Origin of the sequence: Azospirillum agricola (assembly GCF_017876095.1) — a bacterium.
Lineage (GTDB): Bacteria > Pseudomonadota > Alphaproteobacteria > Azospirillales > Azospirillaceae > Azospirillum > Azospirillum agricola.
This window is the reverse complement of sequence record NZ_JAGINM010000001.1, coordinates 241,303-262,753: the sequence shown is the minus strand read 5'-3', so window position 1 is coordinate 262,753 and position 21,451 is coordinate 241,303. Positions and strand designations below refer to the sequence as shown.

General features: G+C 69.4%; 14 protein-coding genes. 6 read left to right on the top strand and 8 right to left on the bottom strand.

Going from position 1 to position 21,451, the window contains the following annotated elements:
• Window positions 1-91 precede the first annotated feature (91 nt).
• Window positions 92-1,990, bottom strand: coding sequence for an autotransporter assembly complex protein TamA (locus J2847_RS01260; RefSeq protein WP_209776431.1), 1,899 nt, complete (start codon window positions 1,988-1,990; stop codon window positions 92-94).
• 211 nt (window positions 1,991-2,201) lie between these two features.
• Between J2847_RS01260 and typA the strand changes: the two genes are divergently transcribed.
• The 4 genes from typA to J2847_RS01240 all read left to right on the top strand — a co-directional run bounded on the left by typA (window position 2,202) and on the right by J2847_RS01240 (window position 8,395).
• A complete protein-coding gene (gene typA, locus J2847_RS01255) occupies window positions 2,202-4,028 on the top strand; it encodes a translational GTPase TypA (protein WP_209776430.1) in 1,827 nt (608 codons plus the stop codon).
• Window positions 4,029-4,292: 264 nt separating this feature from the next.
• Window positions 4,293-5,966: an ABC transporter permease gene (locus J2847_RS01250; RefSeq protein WP_209776428.1), complete on the top strand. Its 1,674-nt coding sequence runs from the start codon at window positions 4,293-4,295 to the stop codon at window positions 5,964-5,966.
• Between the two features lie 263 nt (window positions 5,967-6,229).
• On the top strand, window positions 6,230-7,252 hold the full coding sequence (locus J2847_RS01245; protein ID WP_209776423.1) for a Fe(3+) ABC transporter substrate-binding protein: 1,023 nt from the start codon (window positions 6,230-6,232) through the stop codon (window positions 7,250-7,252).
• Between the two features lie 75 nt (window positions 7,253-7,327).
• On the top strand, window positions 7,328-8,395 hold the full coding sequence (locus tag J2847_RS01240) for an ABC transporter ATP-binding protein (RefSeq protein ID WP_209776422.1): 1,068 nt from the start codon (window positions 7,328-7,330) through the stop codon (window positions 8,393-8,395).
• A 12-nt stretch (window positions 8,396-8,407) separates the two neighbouring features.
• Here J2847_RS01240 and J2847_RS01235 read toward each other — a convergent pair whose 3' ends face one another.
• Both J2847_RS01235 and J2847_RS01230 read right to left on the bottom strand, forming a co-directional pair.
• A complete protein-coding gene (locus tag J2847_RS01235) occupies window positions 8,408-8,587 on the bottom strand; it encodes a hypothetical protein (RefSeq protein ID WP_209776420.1) in 180 nt (59 codons plus the stop codon).
• A 56-nt stretch (window positions 8,588-8,643) separates the two neighbouring features.
• The gene (locus J2847_RS01230) at window positions 8,644-9,057 is read right to left on the bottom strand and encodes an HIT domain-containing protein (protein ID WP_209776419.1); all 414 of its coding nucleotides are present in this window, start codon (window positions 9,055-9,057) and stop codon (window positions 8,644-8,646) included.
• 352 nt (window positions 9,058-9,409) lie between these two features.
• Between J2847_RS01230 and J2847_RS01225 the strand changes: the two genes are divergently transcribed.
• Window positions 9,410-12,025, top strand: coding sequence for a glycosyltransferase (locus tag J2847_RS01225; protein ID WP_209776418.1), 2,616 nt, complete (start codon window positions 9,410-9,412; stop codon window positions 12,023-12,025).
• Window positions 12,026-12,166: 141 nt separating this feature from the next.
• Window positions 12,167-12,727: a hypothetical protein gene (locus tag J2847_RS01220; protein WP_209776416.1), complete on the top strand. Its 561-nt coding sequence runs from the start codon at window positions 12,167-12,169 to the stop codon at window positions 12,725-12,727.
• A 30-nt stretch (window positions 12,728-12,757) separates the two neighbouring features.
• Here J2847_RS01220 and uvrB read toward each other — a convergent pair whose 3' ends face one another.
• The 5 genes from uvrB to J2847_RS01195 form a co-directional block, all read right to left on the bottom strand.
• Window positions 12,758-14,905 carry an excinuclease ABC subunit UvrB gene (gene uvrB, locus J2847_RS01215; protein ID WP_209776414.1) on the bottom strand — a complete coding sequence of 716 codons (2,148 nt, stop codon included), beginning with the start codon at window positions 14,903-14,905 and terminating at the stop codon, window positions 12,758-12,760.
• Between the two features lie 138 nt (window positions 14,906-15,043).
• Window positions 15,044-15,427, bottom strand: coding sequence for a DUF6285 domain-containing protein (locus J2847_RS01210; protein ID WP_209776413.1), 384 nt, complete (start codon window positions 15,425-15,427; stop codon window positions 15,044-15,046).
• Window positions 15,427-16,566, bottom strand: coding sequence for a phosphotransferase family protein (locus J2847_RS01205; protein ID WP_325169292.1), 1,140 nt, complete (start codon window positions 16,564-16,566; stop codon window positions 15,427-15,429). The genes J2847_RS01210 and J2847_RS01205 overlap by 1 nt, the downstream gene beginning before the upstream one ends.
• A gap of 151 nt (window positions 16,567-16,717) precedes the next feature.
• Window positions 16,718-18,445: a solute carrier family 23 protein gene (locus tag J2847_RS01200; protein WP_209776412.1), complete on the bottom strand. Its 1,728-nt coding sequence runs from the start codon at window positions 18,443-18,445 to the stop codon at window positions 16,718-16,720.
• A 228-nt stretch (window positions 18,446-18,673) separates the two neighbouring features.
• Window positions 18,674-21,319 carry a glycosyltransferase gene (locus J2847_RS01195; RefSeq protein WP_209776411.1) on the bottom strand — a complete coding sequence of 882 codons (2,646 nt, stop codon included), beginning with the start codon at window positions 21,317-21,319 and terminating at the stop codon, window positions 18,674-18,676.
• Between the last annotated feature and the right edge of the window lie 132 nt (window positions 21,320-21,451).

Sequence of the window (21,451 nt, the reverse complement as noted above, 5' to 3'; positions counted from 1 at the left end):
CACCCCTTCGCGATTCCGGCGCGCGCGGCGCCGCACCCTCCTCAACCGGCATACGGTCCGACCCTCTCAAGGAAATCGGGCGAAACTGCGGTCAGAAGGCCTGCCCCAGGCTGAGGTAGAGCTGCCAGCGCGCGTCACCCTTGGGCGGGTTCAGCGGAACGCCGACATCCACCCGCAGGGGACCGAAGTCGGTGTAATAGCGCAGCCCAAGCCCGGCGCCGACGCGCAAAGGCTGTGAGAAATCGGGGTAGGCGCTGTCATAGACGGTGCCGGCGTCGACGAAGGGCACGACACCGATGGTTTCCGTCACCTTGACGCGGACCTCGGCGCCCAGTTCCAGCAGCGAGCGCCCGCCCGACGGATCGTCGAACCGGTCGCGCGGCCCCGCCTTCTGGAAACCGTAGCCGCGCACCGACCCGCCGCCGCCGGCGTAGAAGCGATGGTCAGGCGGAATCTCCGTCAGGGACGCGCCGAGGATGCTGCCCAGCCCGATCCGGCCGGCCGCCACATAGCGCCCGTCCTTGGCGAGGTCGTAATAATAGGACCCGTTGAACTGGATCGCCGTGAAAGGCGAACGGCCGTCGCCGCCGGTTGCGAACCAGGGCGTCACCTGCAACGAGGCGCGCTCCCCCTTGGTCGGGTTCAGCAGATCGTCGGCGCCGTTCCACGCCACCCCCAGCGGCACCCCGACATAGGCGGTCTGGTAGGTCCGCTCCTCCGTCTTGACCCGGCCGCGCTCGCCCGACACGCCGTAGGAGACGGTCAGCCGGTCGTTGATCTGGCGCTCCAGCTTGGCCGACAGTTCGGTGGCGACGCGGCTGTAGGCCGGCGGCTGGTCGTTGGCGACCTGGAAGTCGATGACCAGCGACTGCTTCACCGCGAGGAAGTCGGGCTTGCGGAAATTCACGCTGAAGCGCAGGTCGGGCAGGTCGTTGCTGGTGCTCGACGATCCGCCGGAACCGCCGGCGACCCGACCGACCTCGACGCCGAGCCGCAACCGCTCCGCCCCGCCGAACAGGTTGCGGTGCCCCCAGTAGGCCGAGGCGCCGACGCCGTCCTGGGTCGAGTAGTTGACGCCCGCCCCGATGAAGCGGCGCTTGCGCTCGGCCACCGTGACGATGACCGGGGTCACGCCGTCCGGCCCCGGCTCATCGGCCAGCCGGACGCGAACGGTGTCGAAGACCTCCAGCTTGGCGAGATCCTGGCGCGCCCTGTCGAGCGTCGCCGGGTCGTGGACGCCGCCCTCGGCCCAGCCGAGCCGGCCGCGCACCAGCGATTCGTCGACGTCCTCCAGCCCCTCGATCCGCGTGGCGCCGTAGCGCACGCGCGGGCCCGGCTCGATGGCGTAGGTCACGTCCATGGTCCGGTCGGAATGGTCGACCACCACCTGCCGGTCGGCGACCTTGGCGAAGGCGTAGCCGTCGCGTCCCAGCCGCCCGAGCAGCGTGCCCTCGGCGTCCAGCACCTTGTGCGCAAGCGCTGGCTCGCCCGCGACCAGCCCAAGCCCGTCGGCGCTGGCCTCAACCGGCAGGGCGGCTCCGCCGGCCCCCTCGATGCGGATCGTCTTGAAGCCGTAGCGCGGACCCGGCGAGATCGCGACGGCGACCCTGGCCGGCTGCGCGGTGCCGTCGATCCGGATGTCGATCCGCCCGTCGTAGTAGCCGGCCGAGCGCAGCGCCGCCTGCAACCGGTCGCGGTCGGAATCGGCCCGCCGCTCCAGCCCGAGGATCGAGGGCGGCGGATCGCCCTTCAGCTCGACCAGCGATGAGGCGTCGTTCAGCGCGCTGCGCAGATCCTCGTCCTCGACGCCGGTGATCTCCACCTCGTAGGGGATGCGAGCCTCCGGCGGCTCCTCCCCGGCGACGGGGGGGGCGACGGGAGGGGCGGCGGGGGCGGCGTCCTGGGCACGGCCATCCTCCGCCGGCCCGAGCAGGAGCGCGGCGGCGAGCATCAGCGGTGGCAGGGAGGAAGCGAAAGCGAGGCGGTTCATCGCAGGCAATGTAAGAGCGAACGACGCATGGCTCCATCCCGGAAATTCGCGCTAGGCCGAAGGGCACGGCGCTTGCCTTTTTGACGCAGTCGACTATATTGCGCCGCAACAGTTTCCCCGACAGCGCCCACCGAAGACTTTCGGCGGGCCTTTTTGTTTGTTGGCGGTGTCGTGCCGCGTGTCGGGGGTGCCATTGCGAGACCAAGGCTCCATGAATCTCCGAAACGTCGCCATCATCGCCCACGTCGACCACGGCAAGACCACGCTGGTCGATCAGCTCCTCAAGCAGGCCGGTTCCTTCCGCGAGAACCAGCAGGTCGCGGAACGCGCCATGGACTCCAACGATCTGGAGCGCGAGCGCGGCATCACCATCCTCGCCAAGTGCACGTCGGTCCTGTGGAACGACCTGCGCATCAACATCGTCGACACCCCCGGCCACGCCGACTTCGGCGGCGAGGTCGAGCGCATCCTGTCGATGGTGGACGGCGTCGTCCTGCTCTGCGACGCGGCCGAAGGCCCGCTGCCGCAGACCAAGTTCGTGCTCGGCAAGGCCCTGAAGCTCGGCCTGCGCCCGATCGTCGTCATCAACAAGGTGGACCGTCCCGACGGCCGTCCGCACGAGGTTCATGACGAGGTGTTCGACCTCTTCGCCTCGCTCGACGCCTCGAACGAGCAGCTCGACTTCCCGACCCTGTTCGCCTCGGGCCGCAACGGCTGGGCGACCACGGACCTGGAGAACGGCGCCCGCGAGACGCTGACGCCGCTGTTCGAGCTGATCCGCGACCACGTCCCGGCCCCGAAGGTCGAGGAGGACGCGCCCTTCGCGATGCTGGCGACCACGCTGGAAGCCAACCCGTACCTGGGCCGCATCCTGACCGGCCGCATCCAGACCGGCACCGTCAAGGTCAACATGGCGATCAAGTCGCTGAGCCGCGACGGCAAGCTGATCGAGAACGCCCGCGTCAGCAAGGTGCTGGCCTTCCGCGGCCTGGAGCGCGTTCCGGTCGACGAGGCGCACGCCGGCGACATCGTCGCGCTGGCCGGCCTGACCAACACCACGGTCGCCGACACCATCTGCGCGCCGGAGCTGACCGAGCCGCTGAACGCCCAGCCGATCGACCCGCCGACCCTGGCGATGACCTTCTCGGTCAACGACAGCCCGCTGGCCGGCCGCGAGGGCGACAAGGTCACCAGCCGCATGATCCGCGACCGCCTGTTCCGCGAGGCGGAAGGCAACGTGGCGCTGCGCATCTCCGACACCGAGGGCGGCGATGCCTTCGAGGTGGCGGGCCGCGGCGAACTCCAGCTCGGCATCCTGATCGAGACGATGCGCCGCGAGGGCTACGAGCTGGCCATCAGCCGCCCGCGCGTGCTGTTCAAGACCGACCCGCTGAACGGCCAGCGCCTGGAGCCGATCGAGGAGGTCGTCGTCGACGTCGACGAGGAGTTCTCCGGCACCGTCGTGCAGAAGATGGCCGAGCGCAAGGCCGACCTCATCGAGATGCGCCCGTCGGGCGGCGGCAAGACCCGCATCGTCTTCCACGCGCCCTCGCGCGGCCTGATCGGCTACCAGGGCGAGTTCCTGACCGACACGCGGGGCACCGGCATCATGAACCGGCTGTTCCACAGCTACGCCCCCTACAAGGGCACCATCGCCGGCCGCCGCACCGGCGTGCTGATCTCCAACAGCGACGGCACCGCGGTGGCCTACGCGCTGTGGAACCTGGAGGATCGCGGCCCGATGCTGATCGATCCGGGCGTTCCGGTCTATCAGGGCATGATCATCGGCGAGCACACCCGTGGCAACGACCTCGAGGTCAACGTCATCAAGGGCAAGCAGCTCACCAACATCCGCACCACCAGCAAGGACGAGGCGGTCCGCCTGACGCCGCCGATCCAGATGACGCTGGAGCGCGCCCTGTCCTACATCGGCGACGACGAGCTGGTGGAGGTGACGCCCAAGTCGATCCGCCTGCGCAAGCGCTACCTCGACCCGAACGAGCGCAAGCGCCACTCCCGCGCCGCCGAGGCGAGCTGAAGGTAAAGCAGCAAGGCTCCACGCGGAAGCCAGCCGCCCTTTCCGGCACCTGTCGTCATGACCGGGCTTGTCCCGGTCATCCATGCGGAAGCCTACGTTCGCCCGTGGATGCCCGTGTCAAGCACGGGCATGACGCGCCGGAATGCTCTGGACGGTTGGTGGTGCGCGTGTTCTAAGACGCTTGGCCCATCCCGGCTTTTCCCTGCGAAAACACGGTCGGGAACAGGGTTTTCTGTCGAAAGCACCACGAAGGACCCCCGACGCATGGCGATGGCGACCGACGCGAAGTCCCCCGGCTCCCCGTCCCTATCCCCCCGCCGCCTTCTCTCGCGCATCGGTCCGACCGGCTTTCTCGCCTTCCTTCTCGCGATCCTGATCGCCGTTCCCATTTTGGCGGTCTTCGCGCAGTCCTTCACGTCCACCGGCGACCTGTGGAGCCACATGGCCCGCACCGTGCTGCCGGACTACATCGCCAACACGCTGATCCTGCTGGGCATCGTCGGCTCGGCCACGCTGGTCACCGGCACCGCCTGCGCCTGGACCGTGACGATGCACGATTTCCGCGGCCGCACCCTGCTGCAATGGCTGCTGCTGCTGCCGCTCGCCATGCCGGCCTACGTCATGGCCTACACCTACACCGACTTCCTCCAGTTCGCCGGCCCGGTGCAGAGCTGGCTGCGCGCCACCTTCGGTTGGCGGCGCGGCGACTACTGGTTCCCGGAGATCCGCAGCGCCTGGGGCGCCGGGCTGGTGCTGGCCTCGGTGCTCTACCCCTACGTCTATGTCCTGGCCCGCGCCGCCTTCCTCGAACAGTCGGTCTGCGTGCTGGAGGCCGGGCGCACGCTCGGCTGCTCCGCCTTCGGCGCCTTCCGCCGCGTCGCCCTGCCGCTCGCCCGCCCGGCGCTGGTCGCCGGGGTCGGCTACGCGCTGATGGAGACGCTGGCCGATTTCGGCGCCGTCAGCTATTTCGGAATCGACACCTTCACGGTCGGCATCTACCGCACCTGGTTCGCCGTCCACAGCCCGACGATGGCGGCGCAACTCGCCGCCGTGCTGCTGCTGTTCGTGCTGGCGCTGGTCGGGCTGGAACGGCTGTCGCGCGGCAGGATGCGCTTCCACCAGACCACCAGCCGCTACCGCGCCCTGCCCGCCCCGCGCCTGTCGCGGCGCGGCACCGCCGCCGCCTGGGCCGTCTGCCTGACGCCGGTCTTCTTCGGCTTCCTGCTGCCCGGCGCGGTGCTGATCCGCATGGTGCTGCGCGGCGAGACCGAACTGACGATGGCGCGCTTCACCGATCTGGTCGCCAACACCGTCATCCTCGGGGCCAGCGGTGCCGCCCTGGTGGTCGGTACGGCGCTGCTGGTGATCCACGGCGTGCGCCACGACCGCAGCCGGCTGGCCCTTGGGGCGGTGCGCCTCGCCTCGCTCGGCTACGCGACGCCGGGCACGGTGATCGCCGTCGGCATCCTGCTGGCGGTCGGGCTGCTGCACGACTGGGCCGGCTGGTCGGTCGGCACGCTGCTCGGCAGCACCATCGTCGGTATCCTTTACGGCTATCTGATCCGCTTCTTCGTCGTCGCCTACGGCCCGCTGGAATCCGGCTTCGCCAAGATCGGCCCCAACCTGGAGGGGGCGGCCCGCTCGCTCGGCCACAGCCCGTTCCAGGTGCTGCGCCGGGTGCATCTGCCGCTGCTGCGCCCCAGCCTGCTGAGCGCCGCCATGCTGGTCTTCGTCGACATCTGCAAGGAATTGCCGGCGACGATGATCCTGCGCCCCTTCAACTTCGACACGCTGGCCATCGAAGCCTTCCGCATGGCCTCGACCGAGCGGCTGGACGACGCCGCCCTGCCGGCTCTGGTCATCGTGCTGGTCGGCTTGGCTCCGGTCATTTATCTGAGCCGCACCATCGCCGCCTCCCGCCCCGGCCACGGCGGCTGAAATCGACAGGGCTTTCCGGTGCCTTGCCGTCATGACCGGGCTTGCCCCGGTCATCCACGCGGAAACATGGGATTCGCCCGTGGATGCCCATGCCAAGCACGGGCATGACGTGCCGAAAAGCGGTTGGATCGGCCGCTCCCGCCCACGCTCCGAAACCTGCCCCGGCCCGCGAAATTGGAGTGATTCCAAGCTCGACGCGACCTCTTGCAAATGATATCCATTTGCACCAGATGTGAGGCCGCTTCGCAGTCCGGGAGTAAATCATGTTCGCCAGGAAGATCGCCGGTTTGACCTTCGCGTTCGGCGCCTTTGCCGCCGCTTCGGTCCAGGCGCAGGAAGTCAACGTCTACAATTCGCGCCATTACAACACCGACCGCGCGATCTATGAGACCTTCACCAAGGCGACCGGCATCAAGGTCAACATCATCGAGGGCAACCACGACGAGCTGATCCAGCGCATCAAGTCGGAAGGCGCCGGCAGCCCGGCCGATCTCTTCATCACGGTGGACGCCGGCCGCCTCGCCGCCGCCGCCAAGGAAGGGCTGCTCGCCCCGGTGACCTCGCCGGCGCTGGACGCCATCAAGGTGCCGGCCAACCTGCGCGATCCCAACGGCGCCTGGTGGGGCCTGTCGACCCGCGCCCGCATCATCGTCTACGCCAAGGACCGGGTGAAGCCGGAGCAGATCAAGGACTACGAGGATCTCGCCAAGCCCGAGTGGAAGGGCCAGGTCCTGACCCGCAGCGGCACCCACCCCTACAGCCTTGCGCTGACCGCCTCGATCATCGACGCGGACGGCGAGGAGAAGGCGGAAGCCTGGGTCAAGGGCCTCGTCGCCAACCTCGCCCGCCAACCGCAGGGCGGCGACACCGACCAGATCAAGGCGGTGGCCGTCGGCGAGGGCGATCTGGCGCTCGCCAACACCTACTATGTCGGCAAGCTGATCACGTCGGCCAAGCAGGAGGACCGCGCGGTCGCCGAGAAGATCGGCGTGATCTTCCCGAACCAGGGCAACCGCGGCACCCACGTGAACCTGTCGGGCGCCGGCGTGGTGAAAACCTCCCCGAACGCAGAGAACGCCCGCAAGCTGCTGGAGCATCTGCTGAGCCCCGAGGCCCAGCGCATGTTCGCCGACGGCAACATGGAATTCCCGGTCAACCCGGCGGTGAAGCCGCACCCCGAGTTGATCAAGCTCGGCGACTTCAAGGCGGCCGACGTCAACGCGGCGTCCTTCGCCGACCACACCCCGCAGGCGCTCCGCATCATGGACCGCGCCGGCTGGAAGTGACATGGTGGCGGCCCCGCGTTGCACGACGCGGGGCCGCTTCGTTTTCGCAGCGATTCCCAGGCCCGACCGCAACCGATGACCGAATTCTCCGCCCCCACCGTCGTCCTGACCGGCATCACCCACCATTACGGCCGCCACCGCGCGGTCGACGACGTCTCGCTCAGCGTCTCCCCGCGCGAGGTGGTCTGCATCGTCGGCCCGTCGGGCTGCGGCAAATCGACCCTGCTGCGTCTGATCAGCGGGCTTGAGACGGTGCAGGCCGGCACGATCGCCGTGGGCGGAACGACGCTCGCCACGGCGGAGCGCTCGCTGCCGCCGGAAAAGCGCCCGGTCGGCATGATGTTCCAGGATTTCGCCCTGTTCCCGCATTTGACGGTGGCCGGCAACATCGCCTTCGGCCAGACCGACAGGCCGCGCGCCGAGCGCAGCCGGCGCGTCGCCGAACTGCTGGAGCTGATGGGGCTGGCGCGCTACGCCGACGCCTACCCGCACACCCTGTCGGGCGGCCAGCAGCAGCGCGTGGCGCTGGCCCGCGCCATGGCCCGCGACCCGCAGGTGCTGTTGCTCGACGAGCCCTTCTCGGCGCTCGACGAACAGCTCCGCCGCTCGGTGCGCGGGGAGGTCGTCCGGCTGATCCGCGCGTCGGGCATCGCCACCATCGTCGTCACCCACGACCCGGAAGAGGCGATGGAGATCGGCAGCCGCGTCGTGGTGATGGAGGCCGGCCGCATCGTCCAGACCGCCACCCCGCTGGATCTCTACCGCAACCCGGCCAACAGCTTCGTCGCCCGCCTGTTCGGCGAGGTCAACCGCTTCGAGGCGACGGTCGAGGACGGACATCTGACGACCCCCCTCGGCCGCTTCGCCACGCCCGCGCTGGAGAGCGGCACCCGCGTCGAGGTCGCCTGCCGCATCGAGGACATGGCGCTGGCCCCGCTCGGCGAGCGGCCCGACGCCGTGCCGGTGCGGGTCCGGCATTCGAGCTTCCTCGGCGCCTCGACCCGCATCTGCCTCGACCTGCCCGGCAAGGACGACGGCGGGGAAGTCCACGCCCGCCTGCCCGGCCATGTCGACGTCAAGCCCGGCGAGGAACTGGCCGCCGTGGTGGACGCCAAGCGGGTGATGCTGTTTCCGGCGGTGTGAGCGAAAACCGGGTCAGGCCCGCCCGCTCTCCCGCCCACTCTCCCGCTTGATCTCCGGCTTCTCGCCCATCTCGTCCCACTTCCTCTCGACCGGCTTGTCGGGATCGCCCGACGCCTTGCCGGTCTCCTCGACGAGCTTGTCCTCGATCCGCTGCGCGGCGTCGGACGGGGCATCCTGCTTGCGGTCGGCCATGGCGCGTCCTCCTTCTGGTCGTTGACGGAGGCTTCAACAGCGCCGGCCGGCTTCCCTCACGCAGCCGGAGCACGGAACGCCGCCGCCAGCCGACCGACCAGCGCCTCGCGCTCCCCCGCCTCGTAGGGCTCGGCGTGGCCCGATCCCCAGACCGGCCCCGGCCAGGCCGGATCGCCGCGCGTCCGGCCGATGACGTGGATGTGCAACTGCGGCACCATGTTGCCCAGCGCCCCGACGTTCAGCTTGTCGGGCGCGAACAGATTCTCGACGACCCGCGAGGCCAGCGCCAGCTCCTCCGTCAACGTCGCGCGGTCCTCCACGGCCAAGCGATGCATCTCCACCGCCCCCTCGCGCAGCGGCACCAGGATCAGCCAGGGCCAGACCCGGTTGTTCATCAGCAGCACCCGGCACAGCGCCAGATCGAGGACCGGAACCGTGTCGGCCTGAAGCCGTTCGTGCAGCGACACCATGGATTGTCTCTTTCGCGTGACGGACAAAGACGGAATAAAGCGGATGGCTGCCTGTTCAAGCCGGCAGTGGCAGCGCGACCGCGAAGCCTGTATAGATGCGGCGTGATCTTCAGCCCAACCGCCCCCGGCAGCAAGCGCCGAAACGGGCCGGCGGCCGGGGACGCACGAGAGAGAGCATTCCGCAGACGTGGTTGGTTGCTGGTGAAACGGGTTCGGTCCGAGGCGATGGTCGGGGCGGCGTGGCTGCCCCTGCGCCATTTCCAGCGGGCCTTTTCGGTTTTGTGACGGTGGGCGCGGCGGACCGGCCGCCGCGTCCGGATGAAACTTGGTGCGGCGAGCGAGAACGATTCACATGCGCAAATCGGCGTTTGCGGTCCTGATCCTGGTGATTCTCGGCAATGTCGGGGCCTGGGCCTTGTGGAACCGCCCGGTCTCCGAACGCTCCTGGGCGGGCGCCATCAACGGCGTCGGCTACACCCCGTTCCATCCGGACAAGAGCCCGTCCAAGGGCGACAAGGCGACCGCCGACGACATCGAGAAGGACATGGTGGCGCTCGACGGCGCCGTGAAGGGGGTGCGCACCTACTCCGCCACCGACGGGTCGGAGCAGGTCGCCCCCATCGCCCGCAAGCACGGCCTGCCGGTGACGGCCGGAGCCTGGATCGCCGGCAAGCCCGAGATCGACGAGCCGGAGATCGCCGGCCTGATCAAGCTGGCGCGCGCCAACAGCAACGTTCGCCGCGTCCTGGTCGGCAACGAGGCGATCCTGCGCGCCGACATCACCGTCCCGCAGGCCATCGACTACATCAAGCGGGTGAAGAAGAAGGTCAACGTCCCGGTCTCCACCGCCGAACCATGGCACGTCTGGCTCAAGCACCCCGAACTGGTCGAGGCGGTCGACTTCCTCGCCGTCCACCTGCTGCCCTATTGGGAAGGCGTGCCGGTCGACCAGTCGGTCGATTACGCCATGTTCCGCTACAACGAGCTGAAGGCCAAATACCCGAACAAGCACATCCTGATCGGCGAGATCGGCTGGCCGGCCGACGGCCCGTGGCGCCGAGGCGCGGAAGCCAGCCAGGTCAACCAGGCGAAGTTCATCCGCAACTTCCTGAACGTCGCCGCCCAGAACAAGCTCGACTACTTCATCATGGAGGCCTTCGATCAGCCCTGGAAGCGGGAGATCGAGGGCACCGCCGGCACCAGCTGGGGCCTGTGGGACTTCCAGCGCAATCCCAAGTTCCCGATGATCGGCGGGGTGCAGGAGGTCCGCAACTGGCAGGTCAAGTGCGCCACCGCCGTCGCTCTCGGCTTCCTGCCGCTGGTGTTCTTCCTGTGGCGCCGCGGCGGCGACCTGAAGATCGGCGGGCAGATCTTCTACGGCGCGCTGATCCAGGCCGTCGCCTCCGTCCTCGTCTTCACGGTCAGCGCCGCCTCGGCCGCCGGCCTCGCGCTCACCACCGAGATCGCCTGGGGCCTGCTGATCTTCTGCCAGCTCGTGCTGTTCGCGGTCATGCTGATCGACGGCATGGAGCTGACCGAGGTCGTCTGGCAGTCGAAGTTCAAGCGCAAGTTCGTCCCCTGCTCGGCCGCCCCGCTGCCGAACGCGCCGAAGGTGTCGATCCATGTGCCCTGCTACAACGAGCCGCCGCACATGGTCATCCAGACTCTCGACGCGCTGGCCCGGCTCGACTACCCGAACTTCGAGGTGCTGCTGCTCGACAACAACACCAAGGATCCGGCGGTCTGGCGCCCGGTCGAGGAGTATTGCCGGCAACTCGGCCCGCGCTTCCGCTTCTTCCACCTCGACAACTGGCCGGGCTTCAAGGCCGGCGCGCTGAATTTCGGCCTCGCCCAGACCGCGACGGACGCCGAGCACATCGCCGTCATCGACAGCGACTATCAGGTTCATCCCGACTGGCTGAAGGCGACCATCCCGCATTTCAGCCGGCCGGAGGTCGGCTTCGTGCAGTCGCCGCAGGACTACCGCGAGTGGGAAGGCGACCTGTTCCAGCGCATGATCAACTGGGAATACGCCGGCTTCTTCCACATCGGCATGATCCAGCGCAACGAGCGCAACGCGATCATCCAGCACGGCACCATGACCATCATCCGCAAGTCGGCGCTGGAAGGCGTCGGCCGCTGGGGCGAGTGGTGCATCACCGAGGACGCCGACCTCGGCCTGCGCCTGTTCGAGCACAAATACGAGGCCGTCTACATGCCGGAGAGCTACGGCAAGGGCCTCGTCCCCGACAGCTTCTCCGCCTACAAGACTCAGCGCTTCCGCTGGGCCTACGGTGCGGTGCAGATCCTGAAGCACCATTGGAAGCAGCTCTCGCCGGGCGCCAAGGAACTGACCGCCGGGCAGAAGTACCATTTCATCACCGGCTGGCTGCCCTGGTTCGCCGACGCCGCCCACATGATCTTCGGCATCGCCGGCATCCTGTGGTCCATCGGGCTGATGGCCTTCCCGAAATATTTCGAGTTCCCGCCCAACGTCTTCATGATCCCGACACTGAGCGTCTTCGCCTTCAAGGTCGGCGCCTCGCTGTGGCTGTACGAGGCGCGGGTGAAGTGCGGCTTCTGGGACAAGGTGGGGGCGGCGGTCGCCGGCATGGCGCTGACCCACACGGTCGGCCGCGCCATGTGGCTCGGCATCTTCACCTCCGGCCGCCCCTTCGTCCGCACGCCCAAGTGCGAGGACCAGCCGGCGCTGATGCAGGCCTTCCTGATGGCGCGCGAGGAGCTGGTGCTGCTGGTGTCGCTGTGGGGTGCCGCGCTGGCGATCGTGATGGTGTTCGGGCACGAGAACCGCGACGCCTTCATGTGGTCGGGCCTGCTGGTGGTGCAGTCCCTGCCCTACCTCGCGGCCTTCATCACCGCGCTGATCAACGTCTTCCCCAACCTGAAGTTCGGCAAGCGCCGCCCGGAGCCGGTCAAGGACGCGCTCGGCACCGGCGCCGCCGACTGATCGATGCCATGCCACGACCAACGGCCGCCACGACCAACGGCGAAGGTGCCGCCGTTGGTCGTGGCGGCCGTTGGTTCGGCTTGACCGGACCCTGAACTCTGCCAGACTGGATCCCAGGGCCCACAACCCCGGAGGTCCGCCATGGCGAGCAATCTTTTCGGCCAACCGGACTTCACCGTCCGCCGGACCACGGTGTCCCCGACCTCCGCCGTCCAGCGGACCGGCAGCGCCACCGAGCGCGAGCAGCAACGCAACCCCCGGCAGGAGCGGCGCGACCGCAACCCGCCCAACCCACAGCGGCGGCGTCTCTACGATCTGCTGTTCGACGAGGTCGACCGTTTCGACGGGCTGGACGAACCCCAGCGGGCGCGGCTGAAATCGAACCTGCGCGCCCATCTGACGGCCCGTCCGCCGCCAGCCACGCCACCCCCTGCGCGCGAAGCCGACGGGGAGACACTGGCGAAGCGGCTTCTGGAATCCCCAGCCTCCGGCGTTGCGGTCGATCACGACCACATCGTCCAGGCGGCCACCAGCCTAGCCGCCGTCACGCCGGAAGATGCCACCGACAACGCCATACTGGCGCGCCAACTGCGGGAGTGTCTGGCCCGCAACACCGAGCAGGCGCGCAAGGTCGCGGTCTATCTGCATCTGCTGCTGACGATCGACGGGGCGCTCAGGCCGCACACGATCGTGGATGTGTGAGGCGGCGGCTACGGCCCCCACGCCGAATCCTCACGGCCCCCGGCGCCGACGGCCCTGCCCCTGCTTCTTCGGGGCGCCTTCCGGAATACCCCGCCCCTGCCGCGCGCTGCTGATGCCGATGCTGCCCGGCGTCTCCAGCCCGAGATCCATCGCCTCCAGCCGGCGCAGCTCGTCACGCAGGCGGGCGGCCTCCTCGAACTCCAGGTCGGCGGCGGCGGCGCGCATCCGCTTCTCCAGATCGGCGATCACCGTCTTCAGATTGTGGCCGACCAGCTCGCCGGCGTTGAGGCCGGTCTTCACCGTCACATGGTCGCCGCGCTCGTAGACGCTCTCCATGATGTCGCCGATGGCCTTCTTGACCGACTCCGGCGTGATGCCGTGCTCCAGATTGTAGGCCTGCTGCTTCTCGCGACGCCGCGCCGTCTCGTCGATGGCGTACTTCATGCTGTCGGTGATCTTGTCGGCGTAGAGGATCGCGCGGCCCTCGACGTTGCGCGCGGCGCGGCCGATCGTCTGGATCAGCGAGGTCCGGGAGCGCAGATAGCCTTCCTTGTCCGCGTCCAGGATCGCCACCAGCGCGCATTCCGGGATGTCCAGGCCCTCGCGCAGCAGGTTGATGCCGACCAGCACGTCGTAGGCGCCGAGCCGCAGGTCGCGGATGATCTCGATGCGCTCCAGCGTCTCGACGTCGGAGTGGATGTAGCGGACCCGCAGACCCGCCTCGTGCATGTATTCGGTCAGCGCCTCGGCCATCTTCTTGGTCAAGGTCGTCACCAGCACGCGGTAGCCCTTGGCGACGACCTCCTTGCACTCGCCGATCAGATCGTCGACCTGGGTCTCGGTCGGGCGGACGATCACCGGCGGGTCGATCAGGCCGGTCGGGCGGACGAGCTGCTCGGTGAAGACGCCGCCGGTGCGTTCCATCTCCCACGGGCCGGGGGTGGCGGAGACGAAGACCGTCTGCGGCCGCATCCCTTCCCATTCCTCGAACTTCAACGGACGGTTGTCCTTGGCGCTGGGCAGGCGGAAGCCATAGTCGGACAGGGTCGACTTCCGCATCAGATCGCCCCGGTACATGCCGCCGATCTGCGGCACCATGACGTGGCTTTCGTCGACGATCAGCAGGGCGTCCTTGGGCAGATACTCGAACAGGGTCGGCGGAGGCTCGCCGGGCGCCCGGCCCGTGAGGTAGCGCGAGTAGTTCTCGATGCCGGCGCAAGCCCCCGTGGCCGCCATCATCTCGATGTCGAAGGTCGTGCGCTGCTCCAGCCGCTGGGCCTCCAGCAGCTTGCCCTCGGCGGCGAACTCCTCCAGCCGGTCCTTCAGGTCCTTCTTGATCTGGGCGATCGCCTGGTTGAGCGTCGGCTTCGGGGTGACGTAGTGGCTGTTGGGGTAGACGCGCACCGCCTCCAGCGCCGCCAGCTTTTCGCCGGTCAGCGGATCGATCTCGTGGATGCCCTCGATCTCGTCGCCGAACAGGGAGATGCGCCAGGCGCGGTCCTCCATGTGGGCGGGGAACAGTTCCACCGTGTCGCCGCGCACGCGGAACAGGCCGCGCCCGAAGGCGGCGTCGTTGCGCTTGTATTGCAGCTCGGTCAGCTTGCGCAGCAGGTCGGGCTGGGCGATCACCTCGCCCTTGCGGATGTCGACCGTCATCTCCGAATAGGTCTCGACCGAGCCGATGCCGTAGATGCAGGACACCGAGGCGACGATGATGACGTCGTCGCGCTCCAGCAGCGAGCGCGTCGCCGCGTGGCGCATGCGGTCGATCTGCTCGTTGATCGAGGATTCCTTCTCGATGTAGGTGTCGGTGCGCGGGACGTAGGCTTCCGGCTGATAATAGTCGTAGTAGGAGACGAAGTATTCCACCGCGTTGTTCGGAAAGAAGGACTTCATCTCGCCATAGAGCTGGGCCGCCAGCGTCTTGTTCGGCGCCAGCACCAGGGTCGGCCGCTGAACCTTCTGGATGACGTGCGCCATGGTGAAGGTCTTGCCCGAGCCGGTGACGCCGAGCAGCACCTGATCGCGCTCCCCGTTGCCGAGCCCGGCCGTCAGTTCGGCGATGGCGTTCGGCTGGTCGCCGGCCGGAACATACTCCGACACGATGGCGAAGGGCTTTCCGGGCTCCAGCTTCGCGAGCGGCTTGGCGGGAATGGCGGACAGGACGGGGCTGGCCATGGGTCGGATCGGTCCGGATCGGTGTGTGCGGGAGGTACGGAACAGGAACCGATTATATGGCGGCGACCAGGGCGTCTGTCGAGCGCTGGCTTGTCCGGAATCCCCGCGCTGCCGCCATCTCCCGCCAGCCTCCGGCCGTTACGCCGCCTTCGGGTTGGCGATGACCAGCCGTGCCCGGACGAGGGCCTCCAGCGTGTCCATCAGCGTGTCCTGGCCGTCATGGTCGAAGTCGCCGGCGGCGATCTCGATGCACAGGCGGTGCTGCAACGCCTCGACGCGGGTGCGCAGCTCGTCGCCGGCCAGCGTGTCGTCGGCGTCCTCGCCATAGAGCGGGGCGAGCGCCGCCAGCATCGCGTGGCCGGAGGCGTCGATGCCGCGCAGCTCCCGACCGGCGATGTCCAGCGCGTCGGCGACCATCAGCGCGGCGTAGCGGCCTTCCGGCGCGACGTTGGGCAGCACCTCGCCGCGCAGGGTGGCCAGAGCGATGTCGAGCAGGGCGAAGGCATCGGGCCCGGTCCGCATCAGGCCACCCTCTCGACAGGAGCGTCCGACGCCGCCTCGGGCGGGTCGGCGGGAGTGGCGGCGGGCTCCGGGGTGGCGGCGGCTTTGTCCGCCCATCCCTGGGCGCGCAGGTGGCGCAGCAGTTCCATCTCGATCTCCGGCAGCCTGCGTCCGGTCAGGGCCAGCTCCAGCGACGGCTCGGCCCCGGAACAGTGGCGCTCCCCCTGCTGGAGGGCGACGGCGGCCCAGCGCAGATAGGCGGCGGTCTCCCAATAGGCGACGCGTCGCGGGTCGACCCGGCGTCCCGAGGTTTCCTCGTAGCCGGCGTAGAGGTCGTCGCGATCGCCACCGCCGCCGGAGTCGCGATGGAGGCGGCGGAAACGCCAGGAGCGGGCGCAGAACCAGGCGAGATCCTCCATCGGGTCGCCGAAGCCTGCGAACTCCCAATCGAGGATCGCGCTGAGGCGGCCGTCCTTGACCAGACAGTTTCCGCCGTGGAAGTCGCGGTGGCACAGCACCACCGCGTCGGGCGGCGGCGCGTTCACCTCCAGCCAGCGCAGGCCCCAGGCCAGCACCGGATCGCGCCGCGCCAGATCGCCGATCCAGTCGCGGAGCTGGGCGATGGCCTCCTGCGCCGGACAGGCCGGCGGCTCGGGCAGCCGCTCCAACCCGGGCGCGCCGGGCATCACCCGGTGCAGCAGCCCGAGCTGGCGGCCCAGTTCCCGCGCCAGCTCCGGCTCCGGCGCGTCGGCCTTGACGACGTTGAAGCCGCCGCCGGCGCCTTCGGCCCGCCGCATGATGAGGAAATCCGGCCCGAGAACGCCGGGGTCGTCGCAGAAGAACAGCGGCTCCGGCGCCAGCACGCCGCCGGCGACGGCCGCCGACAGCACGGCGAACTCGCGCCGCCGGCCGATGCTGGCGGCGAGCCGCCCGGCGGATTCCGCCCGCAGCACGCAGGCGTGGCGCCCGGCACGGGGACCGCCGTCGACGTCCAGGGTGAGGGCGAGGTTGAACGCGACCGCCCCGCCGAGCCGCCCCTCATCGGTCACCGTGACGCGGGAGGCTCCGGTCTGCACGGCCAGCCAGTCCGAAAGACGGCCGAGGCTTTCATCGGTCAGCACGATGTTCGGCAACGCAAGAGACGGGTTCGCGACATGCACGGCCTGCTCCCCTGTTCAAACCTTCCATCGGCGATGGTAGGCACGAAGCGCGAAACCCGGCAAGTTTGACCTTGGTGGGAGTGGGGGCAAGACGGCCCACCTCTCCGTTTTTTCCGAAGCTGCCCCGCCGGAGTCTTCGATGCGCGGGCGATCAGTGGGCGAAATGCAGCAGAAGCTGGCTGTTCTCCCCCCTGGCGGAGGCGACGACCCGGTCGGCGGCCCGCTTGATCAGACGCCCGGCGATGCCGCGCATGTGGCGGTCGAGCGCCTCGTCGTCGGCGTCCAGCAGGTCGGCGACGTCGACGGCCTCGTCGGTCACAGACAGCGCCCCGCCACGGTAGCGCAGCAGCACGTCGAGGTTCAGCTCGTCGAAGCTGGCGTCGATCTGCACCGTCTCGCGGGCCAGCCCCTCGCGCGTCAGCACGTCGATGGCCTCCAGCGTCGCCAGCACGGCGCGGGCGACCACCTCGCGCCGGGCGCCCCAGACGCCGCCCTGCCGCTCGAAGAAGTCGTGGACCTCCGACGAGCGCATGGTCCGCGGGTCGTAGTCGAAGACCGCCCGCTGGCGGACGCCGATGCGGAACAGCATGTTGAGCAGCAGGGCCGCCAGCGCCGCCACCGTCACCTCGGAATGGAAGATCGGCGCGATCCAGCCCGGCACCCCGTGGTAGAGGCCGGGCAGAGCCGTGACGCTGACGCCGAGGATCACCGACAGGCCGACCACCATCACCCGGCGGTCGTTCATCATGCGCGACATGATCAGGTCCATGCCGGCCGTGATCAGGCAGGCGGCGGTGTAGATCAGCACGGCGCCGATGACCGGGCCGGGCATCAGGATCAGCGCGGCGGTGATCTTCGGCACGAAGGCGGCGGCCATCAGCGCCGCCCCCGCCGCCAGCCCGACCACCCGCGCGGTGACGCCGCTGGCGAACTCCAACCCGATGTTGGCGGAGGAGAAGCCGACGCTGCTGCCGCCCGACAGCCCGCTGGCGAGGCTGGCCAAGCCCTCGGCGAAGACGCCGCGGCTGACCTTGGGCATGTCGGTGCGCGACCAGTGCGCCCGGTTCATCTTGTCCAGCGTGATGATGCAGCCGACCCCGTCCATCACCGAGATCAGCATGATCATGACCATCGGCAGCAGCGCTTCCAGGCTGACCGACAGGCGCGGGAAGGCGGGAACCGGCAGCGCCAGCAGCGGCGCGTCGGCGACCCGCGCCAGCGCCGCCGCGTCGATCAGCCCGAACCACAGGGCCAGCCCGTAGCCGGCGGCGCAGCCGGCCAGCATGGCGTAGAGCCGCACCCGCCCCTTGCCCCAGATCGACAGGCCGATGATGACCGCCAGCGTCGTGCCAGCCACCGCCATCGCCCGCGCGTCCACCAGATCGCCGCCCGGCCCGACACCCGGCTGGTAGCCGACGGCGCGCTCCCCCGCGCCCTTCACCATCGAGACGCCCAGCATCAGCACCGACACGCCGCACACCTCCGGCGGCAGGTAGGAGCGCAGGCGCGGCAGCAGCTTGGCGAGGCCGAGTTGCAGGACGGCGCTGGCCGCCAGCGTGCCGGCCGCCGCCCCCAGCCCGCCGGAGCGCGCGGTGGCGATGAAGACCGGCATGATGACCGGGTTGGGCAGCGCCACCGCCAGGAAACCGCTGCCGATGGGCGTCGCCTGGAGGATCGTCGCCAGACCGACCGCGAGGATGGCGGTGGTGACGAAGGCGCTGGTGGCGTCGCCGTCCAGCCCGATCTCGGCGGCCATGATGACCGGATACATGATCATCATCAGCCCCAGCACCATGTGCTGCGTCGCCAGAACGGCGGTGACGCGGGCCGGGGGACGCTCGTCCAGGGCGTACAGAAGATTCTGCGGGCGGTCGCTCATCGGTGGGATCGTTCCGTTGAAGACCCGGCCGAAGGGGCGGACGGGTGCGGCGGCGGGGCGGGAGCAACCAAAGCGTTGGAATTTTTGGCGCAACCACTCTGTAAAATCGCACTCCGAGGAATGCAAAGGCAATCCTTGAGCGTCACAATTGGAACGACTCCACGCACAAAAAAACCCCGCCCTTGCGGGCGGGGGTGAGAGGTACAAAGGTGGGATCGGCCGGAACTGTCAGGCGGCGATCGCCTGCGAGGCGGTGGAGGGCTGCTCCGTGGCCGGAACCGGCGCCGGACGGGCCTCGCGGACCGGCAGCATGTCGGCGACGGCGAAGCCGACCGCCATCAGGTTGGGCACCGCCATGGCGGCGAGCAGGATCGACCACAGCTCCAGCGCCAGGGTGCCCAGCGGGTTGACCAGGGCGGCGGTGGCCGAGGCGGCGATCAGCGCGACCGACAGGATGGCCTCCGGCCGGGCGCAGAAGGCCCCCTTCGACCGCTTGCCGCCCTTGGCCGTCACCCGGAAGGCGTCCTTGCTGCGGACCAGACCGCGCAGCGCGGCCAGAGCCACCGTGGTGGACAGCGCCATGCCGACGGCGCAGGCGCCCAGGCTGTGGCTCCACGAGTTGCCCGAGGCGTAGCGCGCGGCCAGCAGGCTCGACCCGGCGCGCAGAACCAGCGCGCCCAGCACGGCGGCGGTGGCGGCGACCGGCGGCAGGTGCAGCGGCAGGACCAGCGAGGCGAAGGTCCAGACCACGGCGGCGACCGCGGCGAACACGCCGACCGCGTCGGACCACCAGCGGATCCAGTTGGTGACGTAGCCCAGCTTCTGGCCGGCGGTCAGGCCCTTGGCGCCCGGCAGGAACTTCGTCCAGTGCGCCCGGACGATCTGCGTCGAGCCGAACACCCAGCGGTCGCGCTGCTTGCGGAACTGCATGAAGTTGTCGGGGGCCAGCCCCTCGCCCAGCCGCTCGTCGGTGTAGGCGGCGCGGTAGCCGGCCGACAGGATGCGCAGGCCGAGTTCGGTGTCCTCGCAGATGCCGGCCTCCGACCAGCCACCGACCTGGTCCATGGCGGAGCGGCGCAGCATGATCATGGTGCCGTGGCAGATGAAGGCCTGGTTCGACAGCCCTTCCTGCATGCCGACGTCGAAGAAGGGGCGGTACTCGGCGGTCATCGCCGCCTTCAGCGCCGTCTCGTGGCCGTCGCGGTGCTCCTGCGGGGCCTGGACGATGCCGACCGACGGATCGGCGAAGACCGGGGCCAGCTTCGACAGCCAGTCGCGCGACACGGTGTAGTCGGCGTCGAGCACGGCGACGATCTCGGCGGCCGGGTCAGTGTGGCGCAGCGCGGCGTTCAGGGCGCCGGCCTTGAAGCCGGAAATCGTCTTGTACCAGTGGAACTTGAACTTGGGCCCGAGCGCCTGGCAAAGCTCCTCCACCGGGCGGACGAGATGCTCCTCCTCGGTGTTGTTGACCAGCACGACGACCTCGTAGTTCGGGTAGTCGAGCCGCGACAGCGAGGTCAGGGTGGCGCCCAGCACGTCGGGCTGCTCGCGGCAGGCGGCGACGTGGATCGAGACCATGGGGGTGTGGGCCGGCTGGTGATCCGCGGCGGCGGCCGGGACGGCGCGGGGCAGCAGGGCCGGGGCGCGGCCGGTCAGCAGCCGGCGGGCGACGTCGACCAGATCGGCGAAGGCGACGCTCATCATCAGGGCGCCCAGCGCGAAGGCCGAGCCCCAGGTGGTCAGCGCGCCGAAGGTCAGGTATTCGGCGTAGGCCCCGGCCACCGCCGAGCCGACGGCGAAGCCGATGACGTTGGCGCCGAGCGAGGCGGCCAGCGCGAAGCCGGTGTTGGTCCGGCGGCGGAAGGCGACGAACAGCGACAGCGCGAGGCCGACGGCGATCGCCACCCCGGCGCCGACCTTCTCGCCATGGGACGCGGCGACCGGCCCCGTCATCGACCATTTCGGCGCGCGGTCGGCGTCGAGCACGCCCCAGCTCGGGCCGGGCGAGCCCTCGATGGTCGACTTCCAGATGCCGTCGAACGCCTCGACCACGTTGTAATGGATGCCGAGCGCGTTGGCCTCCGCCGCGAAGCCGCGCACGACGGCGGCCTGGGCCTCCGGCGTCGGGAAGGCGTCGTGGAAATTCTCGCCGCCCGACGGCCAGCCGACCTCGCCGACATAGAGCGGCTTGCCGGGGTGCGACTTGCGCACGGTGTCCAGCCGGTCGCGGATCCAGGTCAGCGCGTCGGCGGCCGGCACGCCTTCCCAGTAGGGCAGGACGTGGACGCCCATGAAGTCCGACGCCTTCACCGTGGCGTTGGCCTTGACCATCTCCGACCAGACGTCGGCAGTGCCGACCTTGATCGAGGCGGGAACGGCGGCCCGCACCCGCTGGATGTAGCGGGCCAGCTCGGCGTCGGTCAGCTCGGCGCGCAGCAGGGTCTCGTTGCCGACGACGATCCGCTTGATGCCGCGCACGGTCTTGGCCAGCGCGATGGCGCGGATGACCTCCTGCTCGTTGCGGGCCATGTCCTTGCTCAGCCAGACGCCGATGGTGACGTCGAGGCCCTTGGACACCGCGATCTCGGGAACCTGCCCCTGCGAACCCAGCGTGGAGTAGGTGCGCACCCCGTCGGCGAAGCCGGCGATGGCGGTCATGTCCTTTTCCAGCTCGGCGCGCGGCACGACGGGCGAATGGTTGGGATCGTAATCCCGGCCGGACGGCGAGTAGGACACCGATTCGATGCGTCCGGGCTCGGCCTCCACCGGCGTCGGCGCGTTGCGCCAGGACCAGAAGGACGCGTGGCCGGCGGTCACGGCCAGCAGCGCGGCGGCGATGGCAGCGGACCGCATCGGGTTCTTCGGGTTGCTCATGGGGAGTTCGCGATGCCCTAATTGAGGTGGCCGTGCGCCACCGGACACCCGCATCAACGAGGGGGGCCGGCGATCTATTCCCGGCCATTCCAAAATTTTTGTGCAGCGCCAAAACGGGAACCCGCGCTGCCC